14 protein-coding genes and 1 tRNA gene are annotated in these 17,557 nt (G+C 71.1%); 1 reads left to right on the top strand and 14 read right to left on the bottom strand.

What is annotated here, in order from left to right:
• The first annotated feature begins 36 nt into the window (after positions 1 to 36).
• Entirely contained in the window at positions 37 to 1,242 is a 1,206-nt protein-coding gene (hutI, locus tag QN163_00165) for an imidazolonepropionase (GenBank protein MDR5682431.1), read from the top strand.
• Between the two features lie 38 nt (positions 1,243 to 1,280).
• Here hutI and QN163_00160 read toward each other — a convergent pair.
• The 14 genes from QN163_00160 to QN163_00095 all read right to left on the bottom strand — a co-directional run bounded on the left by QN163_00160 (position 1,281) and on the right by QN163_00095 (position 17,523).
• A tRNA-Glu gene (locus tag QN163_00160) sits at positions 1,281 to 1,358 on the bottom strand.
• 25 nt (positions 1,359 to 1,383) lie between these two features.
• Positions 1,384 to 2,784 carry a M20/M25/M40 family metallo-hydrolase gene (locus QN163_00155; protein MDR5682430.1) on the bottom strand — a complete coding sequence of 467 codons (1,401 nt, stop codon included), beginning with the start codon at positions 2,782 to 2,784 and terminating at the stop codon, positions 1,384 to 1,386.
• A 30-nt stretch (positions 2,785 to 2,814) separates the two neighbouring features.
• Positions 2,815 to 3,744, bottom strand: coding sequence for a 2-dehydropantoate 2-reductase (locus QN163_00150; protein MDR5682429.1), 930 nt, complete (start codon positions 3,742 to 3,744; stop codon positions 2,815 to 2,817).
• On the bottom strand, positions 3,741 to 4,193 hold the full coding sequence (locus tag QN163_00145) for a hypothetical protein (protein ID MDR5682428.1): 453 nt from the start codon (positions 4,191 to 4,193) through the stop codon (positions 3,741 to 3,743). The genes QN163_00150 and QN163_00145 overlap by 4 nt, the downstream gene beginning before the upstream one ends.
• A 23-nt stretch (positions 4,194 to 4,216) precedes the next feature.
• Entirely contained in the window at positions 4,217 to 5,434 is a 1,218-nt protein-coding gene (locus tag QN163_00140) for an ABC transporter permease (GenBank protein MDR5682427.1), read from the bottom strand.
• A complete protein-coding gene (locus QN163_00135; GenBank protein MDR5682426.1) occupies positions 5,431 to 6,144 on the bottom strand; it encodes an ABC transporter ATP-binding protein in 714 nt (237 codons plus the stop codon). The genes QN163_00140 and QN163_00135 overlap by 4 nt, the downstream gene beginning before the upstream one ends.
• Positions 6,145 to 6,161: 17 nt before the next feature.
• The gene (locus tag QN163_00130) at positions 6,162 to 7,628 is read right to left on the bottom strand and encodes an efflux RND transporter periplasmic adaptor subunit (GenBank protein MDR5682425.1); all 1,467 of its coding nucleotides are present in this window, start codon (positions 7,626 to 7,628) and stop codon (positions 6,162 to 6,164) included.
• A gap of 97 nt (positions 7,629 to 7,725) precedes the next feature.
• The gene (locus tag QN163_00125) at positions 7,726 to 8,982 is read right to left on the bottom strand and encodes a TolC family protein (protein MDR5682424.1); all 1,257 of its coding nucleotides are present in this window, start codon (positions 8,980 to 8,982) and stop codon (positions 7,726 to 7,728) included.
• 120 nt (positions 8,983 to 9,102) lie between these two features.
• On the bottom strand, positions 9,103 to 12,282 hold the full coding sequence (locus tag QN163_00120; GenBank protein ID MDR5682423.1) for an efflux RND transporter permease subunit: 3,180 nt from the start codon (positions 12,280 to 12,282) through the stop codon (positions 9,103 to 9,105).
• A complete protein-coding gene (locus tag QN163_00115) occupies positions 12,279 to 13,763 on the bottom strand; it encodes an efflux RND transporter periplasmic adaptor subunit (GenBank protein ID MDR5682422.1) in 1,485 nt (494 codons plus the stop codon). The genes QN163_00120 and QN163_00115 overlap by 4 nt, the downstream gene beginning before the upstream one ends.
• A 39-nt stretch (positions 13,764 to 13,802) precedes the next feature.
• Positions 13,803 to 14,747, bottom strand: coding sequence for a dienelactone hydrolase family protein (locus QN163_00110; GenBank protein MDR5682421.1), 945 nt, complete (start codon positions 14,745 to 14,747; stop codon positions 13,803 to 13,805).
• Between the two features lie 66 nt (positions 14,748 to 14,813).
• Complete coding sequence (locus tag QN163_00105) at positions 14,814 to 15,827, bottom strand: VWA domain-containing protein (GenBank protein ID MDR5682420.1); 1,014 nt, start codon at positions 15,825 to 15,827, stop codon at positions 14,814 to 14,816.
• Positions 15,828 to 15,855: 28 nt separating this feature from the next.
• Positions 15,856 to 16,854, bottom strand: a complete 999-nt coding sequence (locus tag QN163_00100; GenBank protein MDR5682419.1) for a trypsin-like peptidase domain-containing protein — start codon at positions 16,852 to 16,854, stop codon at positions 15,856 to 15,858.
• Positions 16,855 to 16,878: 24 nt separating this feature from the next.
• Complete coding sequence (locus QN163_00095; GenBank protein MDR5682418.1) at positions 16,879 to 17,523, bottom strand: YceI family protein; 645 nt, start codon at positions 17,521 to 17,523, stop codon at positions 16,879 to 16,881.
• Positions 17,524 to 17,557 lie beyond the last annotated feature (34 nt).

Raw genomic sequence — 17,557 nt, 5'->3', positions numbered from 1 at the left:
TACGAAGTCGACTTCCTGCTCGTGCACGCGGGGCAGATGCACACCCTCGCGGGGACGACGGCGCCGCGGCGCGGCGCCGAGCTGCGCAGCCTCGGCACGATCGGCGACGGCGCTGTCGCCGCGCGCGGCGGCCGGATCGTGTGGGTCGGGCAGACGGACGACGCCCACCGACTGAAGCTCGCGCCGGGCGGCACTGAGCTGGACGCCGCAGGACGCTGCGTGGTGCCCGGCTTCGTGGATCCCCACACGCACCTGGTGTGGGCCGGCTCGCGCGCCGACGAGTGGGAGATGCGGCTGGCCGGTGCGAGCTACGAGGAGATCGCCGCCCGCGGCGGCGGGATCCTCAGCACCACCCGGGCCACGCGCGAAGCCGCCGATCGGACGCTGCGGGCGCTGGCGGACAGGCGCCTGGACGCCATGCTCCGGCACGGCACGACCACGGCGGAGGCCAAGAGCGGCTACGGCCTGGACCGTGACACCGAACTGCGCACGCTGCGCGTGGTGCGCGATCTCGCCGAATCGCATCCGGTGGATCTGGCGGCGACGTTTCTGGGCGCGCACGCGGTACCAGCGGGATTCGAAGCCGACGCCTACGTGGACTTCGTCTGCGAGCAGGTGATCCCGGCGGTCGCCGCCGAGGGACTGGCCGAGTTCTGTGACGTCTTCTGCGAGCGCGGCGCGTTCAGCGCCGAACAGTCGCGCCGCATCCTTAGGGCGGGCAGGCGGCACGGCCTGCGGCCGAAGATCCACGCCGACGAGTTCTCGGATCTAGGCGGTGCCCGACTCGCCGTCGAGGAGGGGGCCGTGTCGGCCGACCACCTGCTGCGGGTCGGCGAGGTAGGCATCCGCGCCCTGGCGGCGTCCGACACGATCGCAGTCCTGCTGCCGGGGACGGCCCTCTTTCTGGGCGTGGGCTACGCGCCCGCGCGCCGGTTGATCGAGGCCGGCGCCGCCGTCGCCCTGGGCACCGACCACAATCCGGGCAGCAGCCCCACGTTGTCCATGCAGGCGATCTGCGCGCTGGCGTGCAGCGGCATGAAGATGCATCCTGCCGAGGCGCTCACCGCGGCGACGGTCAACGCGGCGCACGCGATCGGGCGAGCGCACGACGTGGGCAGCATCGAGGTGGCCAAACGCGCCGATCTGGTGGTGCTGGACTGCGAGGACTACCGGGAGATGATGGCGGCGTTCGGCACGAACCTCGTCTGGTGCGTCGTCAAGAGCGGCCGCTGCGTAAGCTGAGGGCCCTGGTCGGGCACCGGTGCGCGGGTTGTGGCGGGTGGTGCCCCGGACGGGATTCGAACCCGTGTTGCCGGCTTGAAAGACCGGAGTCCTGGGCCTGGCTAGACGACCGGGGCGCCGTACCGAGTGTAGCACGCCACGTCAGCCGCCGGTGGGGCCTGCGTCTGAGGCGAACTCGAACAGAAAGGCCGCCACCGACCGCTCGTGGGCGCGGATGCCTTCCACGGTGGCGTACTCGTTGGGGCTGTGTGCCCTGCCGCCGTGGCCCAAGCCACCCGCGACCGTCGGGATCCCCAGCGTGCGGGTGAACAGGTAGAAGGGCGCCGAGCCGGCCGTACGCGGCCACGCGTACGGTTCCAATCCCTCCGCGCGGATCGCCCGCATCAGCGCCTGCGCGACCGGGGCGTCGGGATCGGTCCGCGACCATGGGTAGCTGTCCATGACCGTGAAGTCTAGGCCCTCCAGACCCAGACGGTCGAGGTGTCCTCGCAACAATTCGACGACGCGCTGTGGTTCCATGTCGGGGACCATGCGCACGTCCAGCCGGACCCTGGCTTCGTGCGGAAGGAGCGTCTTGGTGCCCGGGCCCATGTAGCCCGCTTCCATGCCGTCGATGTTCAGCGTCGGGTCGAACAGCATGTGGCGCAGCTGCTGGACGCCTGAACCGGGATGCTTGAAGCGGCGTGCGTCGTTCTGCTTCAGCGCGACGGCCTCGTCGAACACCCCCGCCAGTCGCTCCAGGAGGGCTTCGTCCTTCGGCGTCGGCGGCCGGACGTCGTCGTAGAAACCCGCAACGAGGATTCGCTCTTCGTCGTCGACCAGTGTCTTGAGGACGTGGACCAACCGCCACGGGGGACTGGCGATCCACGCGGCGTTGCTCCCGTGGATCATGCGGCGGGTGGGACCGCCCCATTCACCTCCCCGGACGCTCAGTTCCACGAACAGTATGCCCTTGACGCCCAGAAAGACGTAGGGGATGCCGCGGGGGTCCTGACCGAATGAGGCGAAGAAGCAGCCGTCGGCGCGCAGGGCATCTCTGTGCGATTCCACGAAGTCGGGGAGGTGAGGGCTGCCCAACTCCTCTTCTCCCTCGACGACGAACTTAACGTTCACCGGCAGCGCGGTGCCGCTGTCGCGGAATGCGTGCAGGGTGTTGAAGAAGGCCGCGAGCGGCCCCTTCTGGTTGCTGATGCCCCTGCCGACGACGCACTTCCCGAAGTCCTGGAAGTCCACGATCTGTGCGCCGAACGGCGGCGCCACCCAGTCCTCGCCGGCCACCGGCTGCACATCGTACATGCCGTAGAACAGCAGCGTCCGCGCGGCGCCCGCGTCGATGTGGCCGTGCACGACCGGATGCCCGGCGGTCGGCACGACTCGGGCGTGCCCTCCCAGGGCCCAGATCTCCGAGGCCACCATCTCGGCCATCTCCGCAATGCCTTCGCCCGTACCGCTGATGCTCGGCTGGCGCACGAACCGGCGCACCCTCTCCAAGTGCGCGTCGAAGTCGGAGTCGATCTGTGCTCTCACCGTGTCCAACGACATGGCTGCCTCCTCCGGTCGGTCTGCCGCAGACTAGGCACCGCCGGCTGCGTTGCGGCGCGCCCACGGCTCGAGAATGGCGTATACGGCCTGCGACATCGGCACGTCGATCCCGTGTTTGCGTGCAAGCCGGACCACGGTTCCGTGAAGCGCCTCGAGTTCCATGCGGCGCCCGGAGGTCATGTCGTGGTGCAGGGACGACAGCGAGTCCGGCTCCAGGCGCTGTGCGAACTCCTGGTGTCGGTCGGCCGTGTCTTGCGGAAGCGGTACGCCCTCCGCGGCGGCGACGGCGCAGACTTCCTCGACGATCCTTCGGAACATCGCCCACGACGCCGGCGCACCCCGGATCTCGCCGATCGGCAGGCGCACCGCCGCCGTGAGGCCGGCCTGCGCGCAGATGAACGCGAACTTGTCCCACAGCACCGTGCGGATGTCACTGTGCAGCTCCGCGTCGACGCCGGCCCGCCGACACGCTTCCAGGAGGCGTGTGGCGCGCTCGCTACGCGTACCGTCCATCTCACCGAACACGATGCGCCCCGGCCCTGCGGTATGTGCGATCACGCCTGGGGACGCGATGGTCGCGAAGACGAAGGCCGCGCCGCCGAGCACGTGCTCCCAGCCGACGGCGCGTGCGATCTTCTCCTCGTTGTCCACGCCGTTTTGCAAGGACACGACCGCCGTCCCCTCGCGCAGCAGAGGCGGCAGCCGCGAAGCAGCCTCCTCGGTGTCGTAGGACTTGACGCAGAACAGGACGGCGTCGCAGGGTCCGATCCGCTCGGGTTCGTCCGTCGCCGGCAGGCGCACCTCGAAGTCGCCGGCGAGGCTGCGCACGCGCAGCCCGCGCTGCCCAAGCGCCTCCAGGTGCGCACCGCGGGCGATCAGGTGCACGTCGGCACCGGCCAGCGCAAGCCGTCCGCCGAAGTAGCCGCCAACCCCGCCCGCCCCGTACACCGCGATCTTCACCGGGCCCTGTCCTCCAGGATCCGGATCGCGCGGTCCAGCGCGGCTCGCCGCGCCTCGGCGCGCCGGCCGGGGTCGGGCTGCCCCCGGCCGTCGGTCGGGCGGCCCATGCGCCGACGTGCCCCACCGGCCTCCTCGCGCATGCGGCGGAGTGCGGTCTGCTGTTGGGGAGTGAGGACTTCCCGGATCTGCCGCGCGATGGCTTCGGTCGCGTCGCGCTCTTCGGGGCGCGTATCGCGCAGCGCCTCGAACAGCGGCAGCAGCTGGCGGGCCTGCTCAGGTGTGATCCTGTGCTCTCCAGAGCGCTCCAACGCCACGATCGCGGCGGCCACCAGCACGGCCGGATCGGCGCGTCGTTGCGCTTGCACGGCCGAGTCGCCTGGACCGCAGGCGGACAGGGCCAAGGTCGCCACGAGGACGACGAGAGCGGGGAACCGTGTGCGCGAACGCATCAGCCCCTCACCCGAAATCCTCCTCACTCGTACCGCAGCGCGACGATCGGGTCCAGCGACGCCGCCCGCTGAGCAGGGTACAGGCCGAAGAAGACACCTACCGCCGCCGCGAAGCTGAACGCCATCACAACGGCCCAGGGCGTGATGATGGTGACCCAGCCGGCGACCGCCGAGATGGCGCGCGTCGCCGCGACGGCCAGCAGGATGCCCACCGCGCCTCCGACCGCACTCAGCGTGACGGCCTCGACGAGGAACTGCACGAGGATGGCCCGCCGGGTCGCGCCCACGGCCTTGCGGATGCCGATCTCCCGGGTGCGTTCGGTCACCGACACCAGCATGATGTTCATGATCCCGATCCCCCCGACGACCAGCGAGACCGCGGCGATCGCACTCAGCAACGTGGTGATGGTCTGCGTCACGCCCTGGAAGGTCTGGACGAGGTCCGCCTGGTTGCGGATGACGAAGTCCGGCTCGCCGCCCTCGGGAATCCGCCGGCGCGACGACAGCAGCGCTTCGACCTGTTCTTGCACCTCGTTCATCAGGCCGGCGTCGCGCACCTTGACGTAGATTGCGCGGACGTGGTTCACGCCGAACAGCCTGCGCTGAGCGGTCGTCAGCGGTACGAACACGACATCGTCGCGATCCCCGAAACCCGTGGCGCCCTTGCTCTCCATGACGCCGATCACGGTGAACGCCACCCGCTGGATCCGGATCTGTTGCCCCACGGCCTCGCCGTCCGGGAACAGCGTGTCGCGAACGGTCTTGCCGATGACGGCCACGCGCGCACGCGATGTCAGATCGGTCTCCCCGAAGAACGTTCCCTCCACGGGATGCCAGTTGCGGACCTCGGGAAAGCTCTCCGTGACCCCGGACACGGTGGTCACGTCGTTGTAAGACCCTGCGACGACCTGCGCACTTCGACTGAACTCCGCGGTCACGGCCTCGACGTCGGGGAGGGACTCCAGGATGGCACGGGCGTCCGCCTCGGTGAGCGTCTGGACCGTCCCCAAGCCCTGGCCGATGCCTCCGGGGCCCGTCTGACGGCCCGGGATCACCGTGAGCAGGTTCGTGCCCAGCTGCGTCAGCTGGTCCTGCACGCTGTGGCGGGCACCCGTGCCGATGCCGATGGTCGTGACGACGGCGGCCACACCGATGATCACACCGAGCGCGGTCAGCATCGAGCGCAGCGGGTTTGCCAGCAGGGAGCGGACCGCGATCCGGACGCTGGCGCGCAGGGTCACAGCACACCTCCTGGAGCTTCGGGGGACCGGCGCTGGCGGTTGGGCTCGTCGCGCTCGATCAGCCCGTCGCGGAAGTGCACGATGCGCCGGGCGTGGGAGGCGACCTCGCGCTCGTGCGTGATCAGGACCACCGTGATGCCTTCGAGGTTGAGCCTGTGCAGGATGGCCATGATCTCCGCGCTGGTCTTCGTATCCAGGTTGCCGGTCGGCTCGTCGGCGAGGATCACCGGCGGGCGCATGACCAGGGCACGGGCGATCGCGACCCTCTGCTGCTCCCCACCCGATAGCTGCGTGGGGAGGTGGCGGGCGCGGTGGGCCAGCCCGACAGAGGCCAAGGCCTGCATCGCGTACGTCGGGTCGCCCTCGCCGGCGTAGACGAGCGGCAGCTGTACGTTCTCCAGCGCCGTCGTGCGCGGCAGCAGGTTGAACGACTGGAAGACGAACCCCATCCGCCGGTTGCGCAGCCTCGCGAGTTCCGTGTCGCCCAGCGCCGAGACGTCCCGTCCTTCGAAGCGGTACGACCCCGATGTCGGCCGGTCCAAAAACCCGATGATGTTCATGCAGGTGGACTTGCCCGAGCCCGACGGTCCCATGATCGCGACGAACTCCCCTGCGTCGATGCGCAGGGAGATCCCGCGCAGCGCCTCTACCGCCACGCCGTCCATCCGGTAGGTCTTCGTGACGTTGTCGAGTTCGACCAGCGGTGTCATGGAACGGGACCTGCGGATCAGGGTGCCCTCGTGGGGCGCGGTCGGAACTGGGGGAGCAGCGGGTTGCGCTGCTGGGGCTGCCCGGGCGCAGTGACCCGGGCCTCGCCCAGGTAGACGATCTCGCCTTCGCGCAGTCCGTCGGTGATCTCCACCCGGCGACCATCGGTCTCTCCGGTCTTCACGGGCCGGGGCACGAGTCTGTCCCCGTCGACGACGAGCACCGTGGTGGCTCCGCCTCCCCGCACCGCCTCGCGGGGGACCAGCAGGACGTCCGTACGCCGCAGCAGGACGAACTCGGCCTGCACCGTCATCCCCAACCGCAGACTGTGCTGCGGGTCGTCCACGCGCACCGTGACCTCGTATTGGACGACGTTGTTCACGACTTGTGCGTTGGGCGAGATCGCCGTGACCTCCCCCGCGAAGGTCCGCTCCGGCAGACTGTCAGCCCGGATCTCCACCGGCAGTCCGCGCCGGACGCTCGGGATGTCCGTTTCGTCCACCATGATCCGCGCGAGGACCGGTTCGGTCACCGCGATCGTCATCACCGGAGTGCCTCCGGCGGCACTGCCGATGACCGACTGTCCGATCTCCACCGATCGCCGCGAGACCAGACCGGAAACCGGCGCACGGATGGAGGTTTCGGCTAGGCGCTCTTCGGCGTTGCGCAGGTTGCTCTCGGCCAGCGCCAGCTGCGCCCGTGCGGCGGCGATCTCCTCGGCGCGGACAGGATCCGAGAGGGCCGACGCCCTGGCCTGCTCGAGGTTGGCTTCCGCCTGGCGCACCGCCGCCCGGGCTTCCGCCACCTGGGCCGGCGTGGGGCCGGCGCGCAACTGGTTCAGCCGCTCGGCGGCCGAACGCTGCTGTGCCTGCGCCGCGCGCAGGCGGGCCTCGGCCTGGTCGAGCTGCTGGCGCGCGACGAAGCCCTGCCGGTACAGTTCCTGGGCGCGTTCGTGATCCCGCCGTGCCAGGTCCAGCTCCGCTTCGGCCGCGCGCACGGCTTGCTCGGCCTGCGCGATCTCCTCCGGACGCGGCCCGGCCATCAGTTGTTGCAGCCGCGCACGCGCGGCCGCCACGGCGGCCTCCGCCTGACGCAGCTGCGCCGTGTCCTGGGCCCACTGGGCCCGCCGCTGGGCTTCGACCTGTCGCAGCCGCGCCCGGGCGGATTCGAGGTTCGCACGGGCGCTGCGGACGGAAGCCACCGCGTCGGGGTCGTCGATGCGCACCAGGATCTGTCCCTGGACGACACGGTCTCCTTCGCTCACCGTCACTTCGCGCACCACGCCGGTGGCGCGCGACTTCACCTCCACCTCGGACACGGGGCGGATCGAACCGGAGCCCGCGACCGTGACGACGAGGTCGCCGCGTGTCGCCACCGCGGTCCGCCAGCGCGCCGCCGGCTCGGCAGACCTGTGCTGCAGGCCCCAGACGTAGGCGATGCCCGCGAGCGCGATGACACCCGTGACCAGCCACAGCACTCGCTTCATGATCCTCGTGAACCCCTGGTCGGCAAAACCCCCGCCTTTTGCAACGGGCCGGCGGGCCGCGCACTTCCGTCGGACCGCCGGTCAGACTCCCCGGCCTCTACGGCAGCACGGGCATCGCCATCGCCCGCCGCAGGGCGGCCAGCACTGTCCAGCGATCCGCCGCCGCCTGCAGTGCACTCACCTCGGCAGCGGTGAGTTCCGTGCGCGCGGTCGCTACCTCTAGAATCGTGCCCACGCCGGCACGGTATCTCCCTTCGGCTACCCGGTGTGCCTCGCGGGCCGCGGCGAGCGCCCGCTGCGATGCCTGCTCCCGAGCGACTGCCGAGAGCAGCGCCAGATGCGCCTGCACCGCTTCTTGCTGCACCTGGAGCCGGATCTGCTCCAGCCGTGCCCTCGCCGCCTCGAGGGCGGCGCGCGCTTCCTCGACCTGGGCCTGCTTGCGGCCACCGTCGTACACGGGCAGCGAGATCGCCGCGCCCACCGACCACGTCCCGGAGCTCCCGCCGGTGGCGACCAGCACGTAGCGACCGTCGAGCGTGACGGTGATGCCGCCGGCGATCATGGCCGCGGCCAGGGAAGCCTCGGCAGCACGGACGTCGGCCTCGGACCGCCGGACCTCGGGGCGCCCACCGGCGCGCTGCAGCGCCTCTTGCTGGGAGACCTCGAGCGCCGGTGGGGGCTCGGGGGGTACGACCGCAATCGGCGCAGCGGCGCCCAGAGCAAGCACCGCGCGCAACGCAACCCGCCGCGTATCGGCCAGTGCCCGGGCCTCGATCAGTTCGACTTCGGCCGAGGCCAGTTGCGACAGCGCGCGCAAGACGTCCGACTGCGGCAGCGTGCCGGCGCGGAACCCGGCCTGCGCCGCGTCTACCTGTCCGCGGGCCTGGGCGACGGCCTGTTCGCGGACGGTGATGAACCGCTCCGCGGCGACCACGCCGATGAACGCCTGCACGGCCGCGAGCGCGACGTCGGACCGGACCGCCGCCAGATTCTCGCGCGCGGCCTGCGCCTGCGCTTCGGCCTGACGGATCTGCGCCTCGCGCAGACCGCCGTCGTAGACGAGGTAGCTGACACCCGCGCCCACCTGGCCCGAGGTGTTGACGACGCCCGTCCCTCCGCTCACGCCACCCGTGGCGGACAGCGACACCGACGGCAACAGAGCCGCGCGCAGTGCCTGCGCGCGTGCCTCGGCCGCGCGCACGGACTGCTCTGCAGCCCGGACCTGGGGGTTGCGCTCGACGGCGGCGGCCACGGCCTGGGCCAGCGTGTACGTGGCCGCCTCCTGAGCGGTCGCCGGAGCGCCCAGCGCCGCGAGCAAGGCGGCCGCAACACCGAACAGGACGATTCTCGTCATGGAAGTACGGCCTCCATCGTTTTCTGCGTCGGTGAGTGCGCTCGTATCCAACGACCCCGATCCTCGAGCGCACGCGTCGGCGGGCCACGGAGCAAGTAGGTGTTCCCGGGGCTGATCGCGCTACGCGTCGCCGGACGCCGAGGCGCCGGTGGGATCCGTGGTCGGGCTGCCGGCGGCCCGAGCAGACCGCCCGTCGTCGATCGGGACGCTTCCGCCCGCCACCGGAGCCCACGCGGGCTGGGGAGCCGGGCGGCGTTCCCGCCGCTCCTCGACTGCGACGTACAGCGTGGGGATGAACACCAGCGTCACCAGCGCCGACAGCAGCATGCCGCCGATCACGCTGCGGGCGAGCGGGGCCTGCAGTTCCGCGCCCTCGCCCAGGCCGATCGCCACCGGCACGAGGGCCAGCACCGTCGTCAGCGTCGTCATCAGGACCGGCCGCAGGCGCGCCGCCGACGCCTCCACCGCGGCCTGCCGCGGCGGCGTGCCCTCGCCGCGGTGCTTGGAGAGGATGAAGTCGACGAGCACGATCGCGTTGTTGACGACGATCCCGGCCAGCACGATGATCCCGATCCACGACTGGACGTTCAGCGTCGTCTGGGTCAGCCACAGCATCAACAACGATCCCGCGACCGCGAACGGCACCGCGCCCATGATCAGCAACGGCTGCACCAGCCGCTCGAACTGGATCGCCATCACCGCGTACACGAGCAGAACCGCCACGCCGAATCCCAGCAGGAGCTGGCGGTTGGCGCGCTGTTGTTCCTCGTACTGCTCGCCGAACGCGATGGCGAACCCGGGCGGCAGGGAAATCTGAGCGATCCGCGCACGCACTTCCTCCATCGCGCTGCCGAAGTCGCGCCCGCTCAGCCCTGCGCTCACCGTGATGACCCGTTCGCGGCCCCGGCGGAAGATCTGGGCGGGCGCAACTCCGCGCACGACCTCCGCGACCTGGCCCAGCAGGATCTGGCGCCCACCCGTGGCGGTGATCGGAACCGACAGGAGGTCGGCCGCGGTGCGCCGATCGTCCTCACGGAGCCGGACGACGACGTCCATCTCGCGCCCCCCTTCCCGGAGGATCGTGGCGGTCCGCCCGGCCACCGCTGCGCTGAGGACGTCGCCCACCTGCTGGGGCGTGAGCCCGAACGCCGCTGCGCGCTCGACGTCCACGCGCACGGCCATCTCGGGGATGCGCTCCTCCCGGGCGACGCTGGCATCAGTGACGCCGGGAACTTGCTCCAGCGCGTCGCGCACTTGTTCGGCCAGCCGCATGCCCGCATCCAGATCGAAGCCGCGGATGTCCACGCTGATGGGGTCGGCGCTGCTGCCGAACCGCAGGATCCCCAGTGCGCCCGCGCTCGCCCGCACCATCACCCGGCCTCCCGGGACCCGCAGGCGCTGACGCAGCACCGACGCGATCTGTTCGGTCGTTCGGGACCGCTCACCCTTGGGGAGCAGCCGCAACCGCAGCGATCCGCGGTGCGTTCCCGTCCCGAATCCGGCCGACCCGACCGCCAGCGTGGAGTCGACGATCTCGGGTGCGGCCTCGCGCGCCGCCTGCTCCAGACCGCGCAGCGTCTGCTCGGTGAGATCGAGCCGTGTGCCGACGGGCAGGACCGCACTGACGAAGATCTCGCCCTCGTCGGAGGCTGGGAGGATCTCGCTGCCCACCAGCCGAGAGGCACCCAGGCCGATCAGAAAGACCGCCAGCGCTGCCGCGAACACCGCCGCCCGGTGCCGCAGGGCCCAGTCCAGCAACGACCGGTACGCGGTCACCAGGCGGCCGCTGCGGGTGCTGTCCGACCGCGCCGCGTGCAGGGCCGGCAGCCACGAGGCCAGCACCGGCGTCAGGGTGAGCGAGACCGCCAAGGAGCACAGCAGCGCGAAGATGACGACCATCGAGAACTGGAAGAACATCTGCGTGACGACGGCGCCGCCGCGCAAAAAGATCACGGGCAGGAACACGACGATGGTCGTCAGCGTCGATGCGGTGACGGCCGAGGCCACTTCGCGTGCGCCGCGCACCGCGGCTTCGGGCCCTGCGCAGCCCGCTTCGCGGTGTCGGTAGATGTTCTCCAAGACGACGATCGAGGTGTCCACGAGCATCCCGACGCCCAGCGCCAGCGCGCCCATCGTCATCAGGTTGAGGGTGTATCCCGAGAAGAACATCAGCGCGCAGGCGGCCAGAATCGAGATCGGGATCGCCGTACCGATGACCAGCACGCTGCGCACGTCGCGCAGGAAGAACAGCAGCACGGCGACGGCGAAGATGGTCCCCAGCAGCAGCGCGTTGCGCACCGACGCGAGCGCGCTGCGGATGAACCGCGCGTTGTCGGCGACCACGACGATCCGCGCACCCGGCAGGGTGGCGTTGAGTTGCTCCACCTGCCGCAGCACGCCGTCGGAGACGGCCACGGTGTTCCGACCGGGCTGTCGTTGGACTTGCAGCAAGACGCCGGGCACGCCGTTGATGCGGATGCGACCCGTGTCCTCCTCTTGCCCAGCCGCCACCTCGGCGACGTCCCGCACGTGGATCGGTGCCCCGCCGCGGTACGCGACGACGGTGTTGCGGATCTGATCGAGGTCGCGGTAACGGCTGAGGACGCGCAGACCGAGTTGCCGCGTCCCCTCCAGGACCTCGCCGGCCGGTGCGGCGATGTTGGCGGCGGCCAGCGCGGTGGCGACGTCGCGCTCGGAGATCCGCAACGCCTGCATCCGATCGCGGTCGAGCGCCACCTGGATATGCCGGCGCCGGCCGCCGCGGACCTCGGCCAGCGCGACGCCGGGCACCCGCTCCAGCCGGAACAGGACCTGCTCATCGGCCAGGCGTCGCAACTCCGCGCTGTCCAGGTTGGACCCTTCGCGCGCGATCAGCCCCATCTGCATGATCGGTTGCTGCGAGGGGTCGAACTTGAAGACGATCGGCGGCGACGCGCCGTCGGGCAGGCGTCGGCGCGCCCGTTCCACAGCGGCACGCAGGTCGTCGGCCGCCGCGTTCAGGTCGGTGCCGTTGGGGAACAGCACGACCACGCTGGACGCACCCTGGCTGGACGTCGAGATCACTTCCTGCGCCCCGGGGACCGTGCTGGCGGCTTCCTCGATGACCCGCGAGACCAGGTTCTCCACTTCCTCGGGGCCGGCACCCGGATACTGCGTGGACACCGACAGCCTGGGCAGCGACACCTCTGGGAGCAGATCGATCGGCAGGCCTGCCAGCGCGGTCAGGCCCAAGAGCACGACCACGCTGAACAGGATGCACGTTCCGATCGGACGCGCGACCGCCAGTGCCGGCGGGCTCACGGTCGGTCCCCTCCTGGGCGCGTCGGGACGCGTCGGGGACCCCGCGGAGATGTCCCCGGCCCCGCCACGAGGACCTGGGTGCCGTCGCGCAGCGTCTCCTGGCCCGTGACCACAACGTTTTCGCCCGGACGCAGACCCCGCACGATCTCAATCCGCATGCCGTCCGTTAGACCGGTCTCCACCTGGCGCGCCTGTGCCAGCCCGTCTGTGACGACGAATACGACGCGCCGTCCTTCGCGTTCCACCACGGCCTCGATCGGCACCGCGATCACGCCAAGGCGCTGCTCCAAGACGAGCTCGACCCGGGCGGCCATGCCTGGGCGCAACGACGCATCGGGGTTGGCGACTTCCACCCGGATCTCCGCGGTGCGGGTCTCGGTGGCCAGGACCGGGCCTACCCGCGCGAGCCGTCCGGCGAACATCCTGTCTGGCAGCGCGTCCACCCGAACCGCAGCTGGCATGCCGACAGCTACGCGGCCCAGATCGCGCTCACTGACCGGTGCTGCGATCTCCACCGGATCGATGTCCACCACCTGCATCAGCAGGGTCGACGGCGTCACGGTGTCGCCGGGGTCGACCGCGCGGCGGGCGACGACCCCCTCCGCGGGCGCGCGCACTGCGCTTTCGGCGAGCAGGGTCTCGGCCTGACGGAGGGAGACCTCGGACTGGGCGAGGACGCTTTCGGCCTGGCGCAAGGCGACCTCGGCTTGGGCCGCCTGGCTTTGGGCCTGTTGGAACGCGACTTCCGCCTGGCGCAGCTGCCCCCGGGCGACCTCCACCTCCTCGGCCCGCGGTCCCTGGCGCAAGAGATTGAGTTGCGCTTCGGCCGCCCGCAACCGCGCCTGCTGCACCTCGTAGTCCATCCGGGCCGAATCGACCGCCTGGCGGGCGACGAATCCCTGCTCGAACAGCTCTTCGGTGCGCCGCAGCTGTGCGGCACTGAACTCGACGGCGGCCTTTGCCTGGCGCACCTGTTCTTCGGCCTGTCGAATCTGCTCGGGTGCCGGCCCTGCGAGCAGCTGGGCCAGGCGGGCGCGCTGCGTGGCGAGGCCGGCGCGGGCCTGCTCGACCTGCAGCCGCTGCGTCCGGACGGCGGCGCGGGCCTGTTCGACCTGCACGCGCTGCGTGTTCACTGCAGCGCGTGCCTGCTCGGCCTGGAAGCGGAACTCGCGGGGATCCAGGCGTGCCACCACCTGCCCGGCGGCCACCAGGTCCCCTTCGCGCACCCGCACTTCCGCGACGACCCCGGAGATCCGCGGGAAGACGTCGACCGTCGAATGCGCCCGCACCTCGCCGGAGTACGACGCCCACCGGGCCAGGTTGTGGCGCGCGGCCGGCGCGACCTGTACGGTCATCGGCTGGCGGACCGCGCCGGCGGCGCGCGCCGGTGCGTCTGGGCGCGGTCGGACCGCCTCGATGCCGCGCCAGCCCAGCAAGCCCACCACCATCACCGCGGCGACCACCCACGAGGACTTACGCAATCGACCGCCTCCTCGCGTCCCCCACAGTTAGGATCCCCCTCACGCGCCGAGGTATCGCTGCAACCAGGCCAGCGTCCGTTCCCAGGCCTGGCGGGCGACCGCCGCGTTGTACCGCGCACCGGTGTCGTTGAAGAACGCGTGATCCACGCCGGGGAAGATCACGATCTCGTGCGTGACATTGGCTCGCTGCAGCGCCTCGCGCAGGGCCGGGATTCCGGCGTTGATCCGCTGGTCCTGCTCCGCGTAGATTCCCAGCACCGCGGCGTGGATCCGCGGCACGTCTTCCAGTGGCGGGTTGGGTCCATAATAGGGCACCGCGGCGCGGATGTCGCGGTTGACGGTGACGAGCCGCCACGTCATGCCTCCCCCGAAACACCAGCCGATCGCACCGATCCGGTCCGCGTGCACGAAGTCGCGCGATCGCAGGTGGTGCACACCGCCGTCGAGCATCCCCACGAGTTGCGCGGGCGGTGTGCGTCCGAGTAGCGCGGTGACCGCGGCGGGGTCGCCGAACCGGTCCGTACCGCCCTCGTGCGAGGCCAGATCCACCGCGAGGGCGACGTAGCCCACCTTGGCGAACCGCCGGGCGACGTCCCGGGTGTGCTCGACCAATCCCCGGTTCTCGTGGCACAGGACCAGGCCCGGGGCGCGATCGCGGTTGCGGGGCCTGGCGAGGTAGCCGCGCACGTTCGTGCCGTCGTGAGCGAAGGTCACCATACCGACCTGGATCGCAGGGTCGTCGGGCGGCACCGTCACGCCCTGAGTGGCCTGAGGCGGCGGTACCTGCGCCGTGGCCGCCGACACCTCCTCGGCCGAAGCCGCGACGCCTAGCCTGCCCAGCAGCGGCACCGCGGTTGCGGTCGAACCGGCGAACAGCACGACGCGCCGCAGGAACTCGCGGCGGCCGAGCTGGCCCTTGCGGTAGTCCTCCGCCCACTCCTCGAGGACGTAGCGACCCATGTCGGTGATGCGATCTTCGTTCATAGTCGTCCTCCTGTTGGCCGCCGGTGTCCAGCTGCCCGACGGCGTCCGTCTGCTTCCTGTCCGGCTCTACCTGCTCTCTGCGGCGCGCTCCGCTGGACGGTCGCCGGTCTGCCAGCCGCTTGCTTGCGCCGGGTGCGTGAACGTCGAGGCGGCGATCGCCGCCAGCAATGCCGCGGCGGCGACCAACGCCACGATTCCCGAGACCTCGACCGGCCGCCGCTCCCAGCCGACCTGCCGCGCCAGCGTGCGATAGACCTGGTGCAGCCGCGACGCGGTCGAGGCGTGGTGGTACGCGCCACCGGTCCGCCGTGCGATCTCCTGCAGCGTCGTCTCGTCGAGCGATCCGCCCAGCGTCCAGACGTTGTTGGGGGTCACCGGTTGTCCCACGCCGACGGTGTAGACCGTGACTGCCTGCTGTCTGGCCCACTCGGCTGCCTGCAGGGGATCCATCCCTGCGTTGTTGCGCCCGTCGGACAGCAACACGACGATGCCCGGTGCGAGCCGCCCGGCCGGCCGGTCGGGCAGGACGCCGTCGACGCTCGGGCGGACGGGACCCGGCAGCGCCGCGACGGCCTCCATCAGCCCCTCCCCGATCGCCGTCCGCCGCACGAACCCCAGATCGTCGATCGCCTGGTTGAGCGCCAGCCGGTCGGTGGTCGGCGGCCGGATCAGCTGCGCGTAGCCTCCGAACGCCACGAGCCCCACGCGTACCGAGTTGGGCAGCGCCGCGACGAACGCCTTCGCCGCGCTCTTGGCGGCCTCCAGACGGTTCGGCTCCACGTCCTGTGACCGCATGCTGCCGCTGACGTCGATGCTCAACATGATCGCACGCCCGTCCGCCGCCACCGGGAGCGGGAAGGTAGGACGGGCAGCGGCCAGCAGCACGGATGCGACCGCCACCAGGTACAGTACGGCCGCCGCGTGGCGCCGCCAGGACCCACGTACCAAGACCGCGATCGCGGCGGCGTGCGGGTGCGCCAGCGCGCGCGGAGCTGACCGTCGGACCCACGCCGCGTAGCCGACTGCGAGGGCGGGCACCAGCAGGAGTCCCCACAGCAAGGCCGGCCACAGGAAACGCACGCTACCTCCGCAGCAACCCAACCGGGCCCTAGGGTCTTGCGCCCAGCGTGACCTCGACCGTCACTTGCCGGGATTCGCGCACGATCTCGACCTGCATCCGCTGTCCGGGTTCGCGCGCGCCGAGAACGCGCATCACGTCCTCCCAGGTGGCGACCGGATACCCGTCCAGCGCCACGATGACGTCGCCCACGGGACCATCCTTTCGGTCGCCGCGCAAGCCCGCCTGTTCGGCTGGGCTCCCGGGCTGCACCTCCACCACCAGCATCCCGCGGTCCACCGGCAGATTCCGCTGTCGAGCCAGTGACGCATCGAGCGCGATCGCCACGATGCCCAGCCACGCCCGCTCGCGCCGCACCCCGGCGAGCAGGGCCGGCAGCGTCTCGCGCACGACCGAGCCGGACACCGCGAGTCCGCCTTCCTCGCCGGGCCGGGTCGAGATGGCCACGACGACGCCGACCGCCCGCCCCTGCCCGTCCAGCAGCGGACTACCGGAGTGGCCCGGCTGGATCGGCGCGCTGTTGCGGATCATGATTCCCGGCACCAAGCCGGCCAGCGTCGTGCCGTTGGCGAGCACCTGACCGGCGCTGACAGTGAGGGGCCGCCCGCGCGGCGAACCGACGACGAAGACGGGATCGCCCACCTTCAAAGCCTCCGCTCCGATCAGCGGCAAGGGGAGCGGCGTCGAGTCCGCGCGGATGACCGCGAGGTCACGCCGCGCGTCGTATCCGACCAAGTGTGCCTCCGCGGAGGACCCGTCTGCGAACTCGACTCGGATCCGTTCCGCGCCCCGTACTACGTGCGCCGCGGTCAGGAGCTGACCGGAGGCGTTGAATGCGAACGCGGTACCGGTGGCGCTCCGTCCTTCCGCGCCGACTTGGAGGGTCGCGATCGAGGGAGCGACCCGATCGTAGATCGCCTGCGGGTCGGCCGCCAGCTGGGCGACCGCCGCCGCAGCCAGCAGGGCCACCGCGACGGCAGACAGTGCGCCGCTGCGGACTGACCAATCTAGTAGCCGCCGTGGCATCATCGTTGCCACCCACCGGACGACCGCTCAGCGCGGCGCCCGCCTGGCCGTCAACCGCAACTCCAGCTTCGCCTCGTTCTGCGCGCGCACGAATCCCAGAATCGAGGGCGGCTCGAAGCCGAAGTCCGTCATGCGGATCTCGGTCGTCGCCACCGCCGTGAGCGTGGCTCCGCTCAGCGTCAGTGTCGCATCGAATGTGGTCTGCCGGATGACGTCGCGGATCTTTAGGTTTCCGACGACGGCGACCTTCAGTGCTTCCCCCTCGCGGTAAGTCTGCGGCAGGCCCCGGATCTCGGTGGTCAGGAACTCGGCGAGCGGGTAGCGTGCCGACTCCAACCAGCGGTTGCGGATCGCGTTGTCCCGCCGCGTGCTGTCGGACCGCAGCGCGCTGATGTCGACCGTGATGCGCCCGACGCGACTGGCGCGCGGGTTCTGCCGGTTCACGACGATATCGCCGTGCACCTCGTTGGTGGTTCCGACGGCGGTGTTGAACCGGTTGTCGCCCAGGAAGGTCTCGTCGACCCGATAGGATACCGTCGACGCGGACGGATCGACGACGAACCGCTCGAATCCCGGCGGCAGCGGGCTCGGAGACGGTGCCGCCGTCTCCGCGGTCGGGGCGGCGAGCCCGGCCGCGACAGCGAGCGCGGCGACGAACACGATGGTGCGCATCGGTCATCCGGTCGGCGACCGGCCGCGGGACGGC

Source organism: Armatimonadota bacterium, from assembly GCA_031432545.1.
Classification (GTDB): domain Bacteria; phylum Sysuimicrobiota; class Sysuimicrobiia; order Sysuimicrobiales; family Sysuimicrobiaceae; genus Caldifonticola; species Caldifonticola tengchongensis.
Note: the sequence above shows the minus strand (reverse complement) of the source record. Positions and strands in the feature narration are given on the sequence as shown.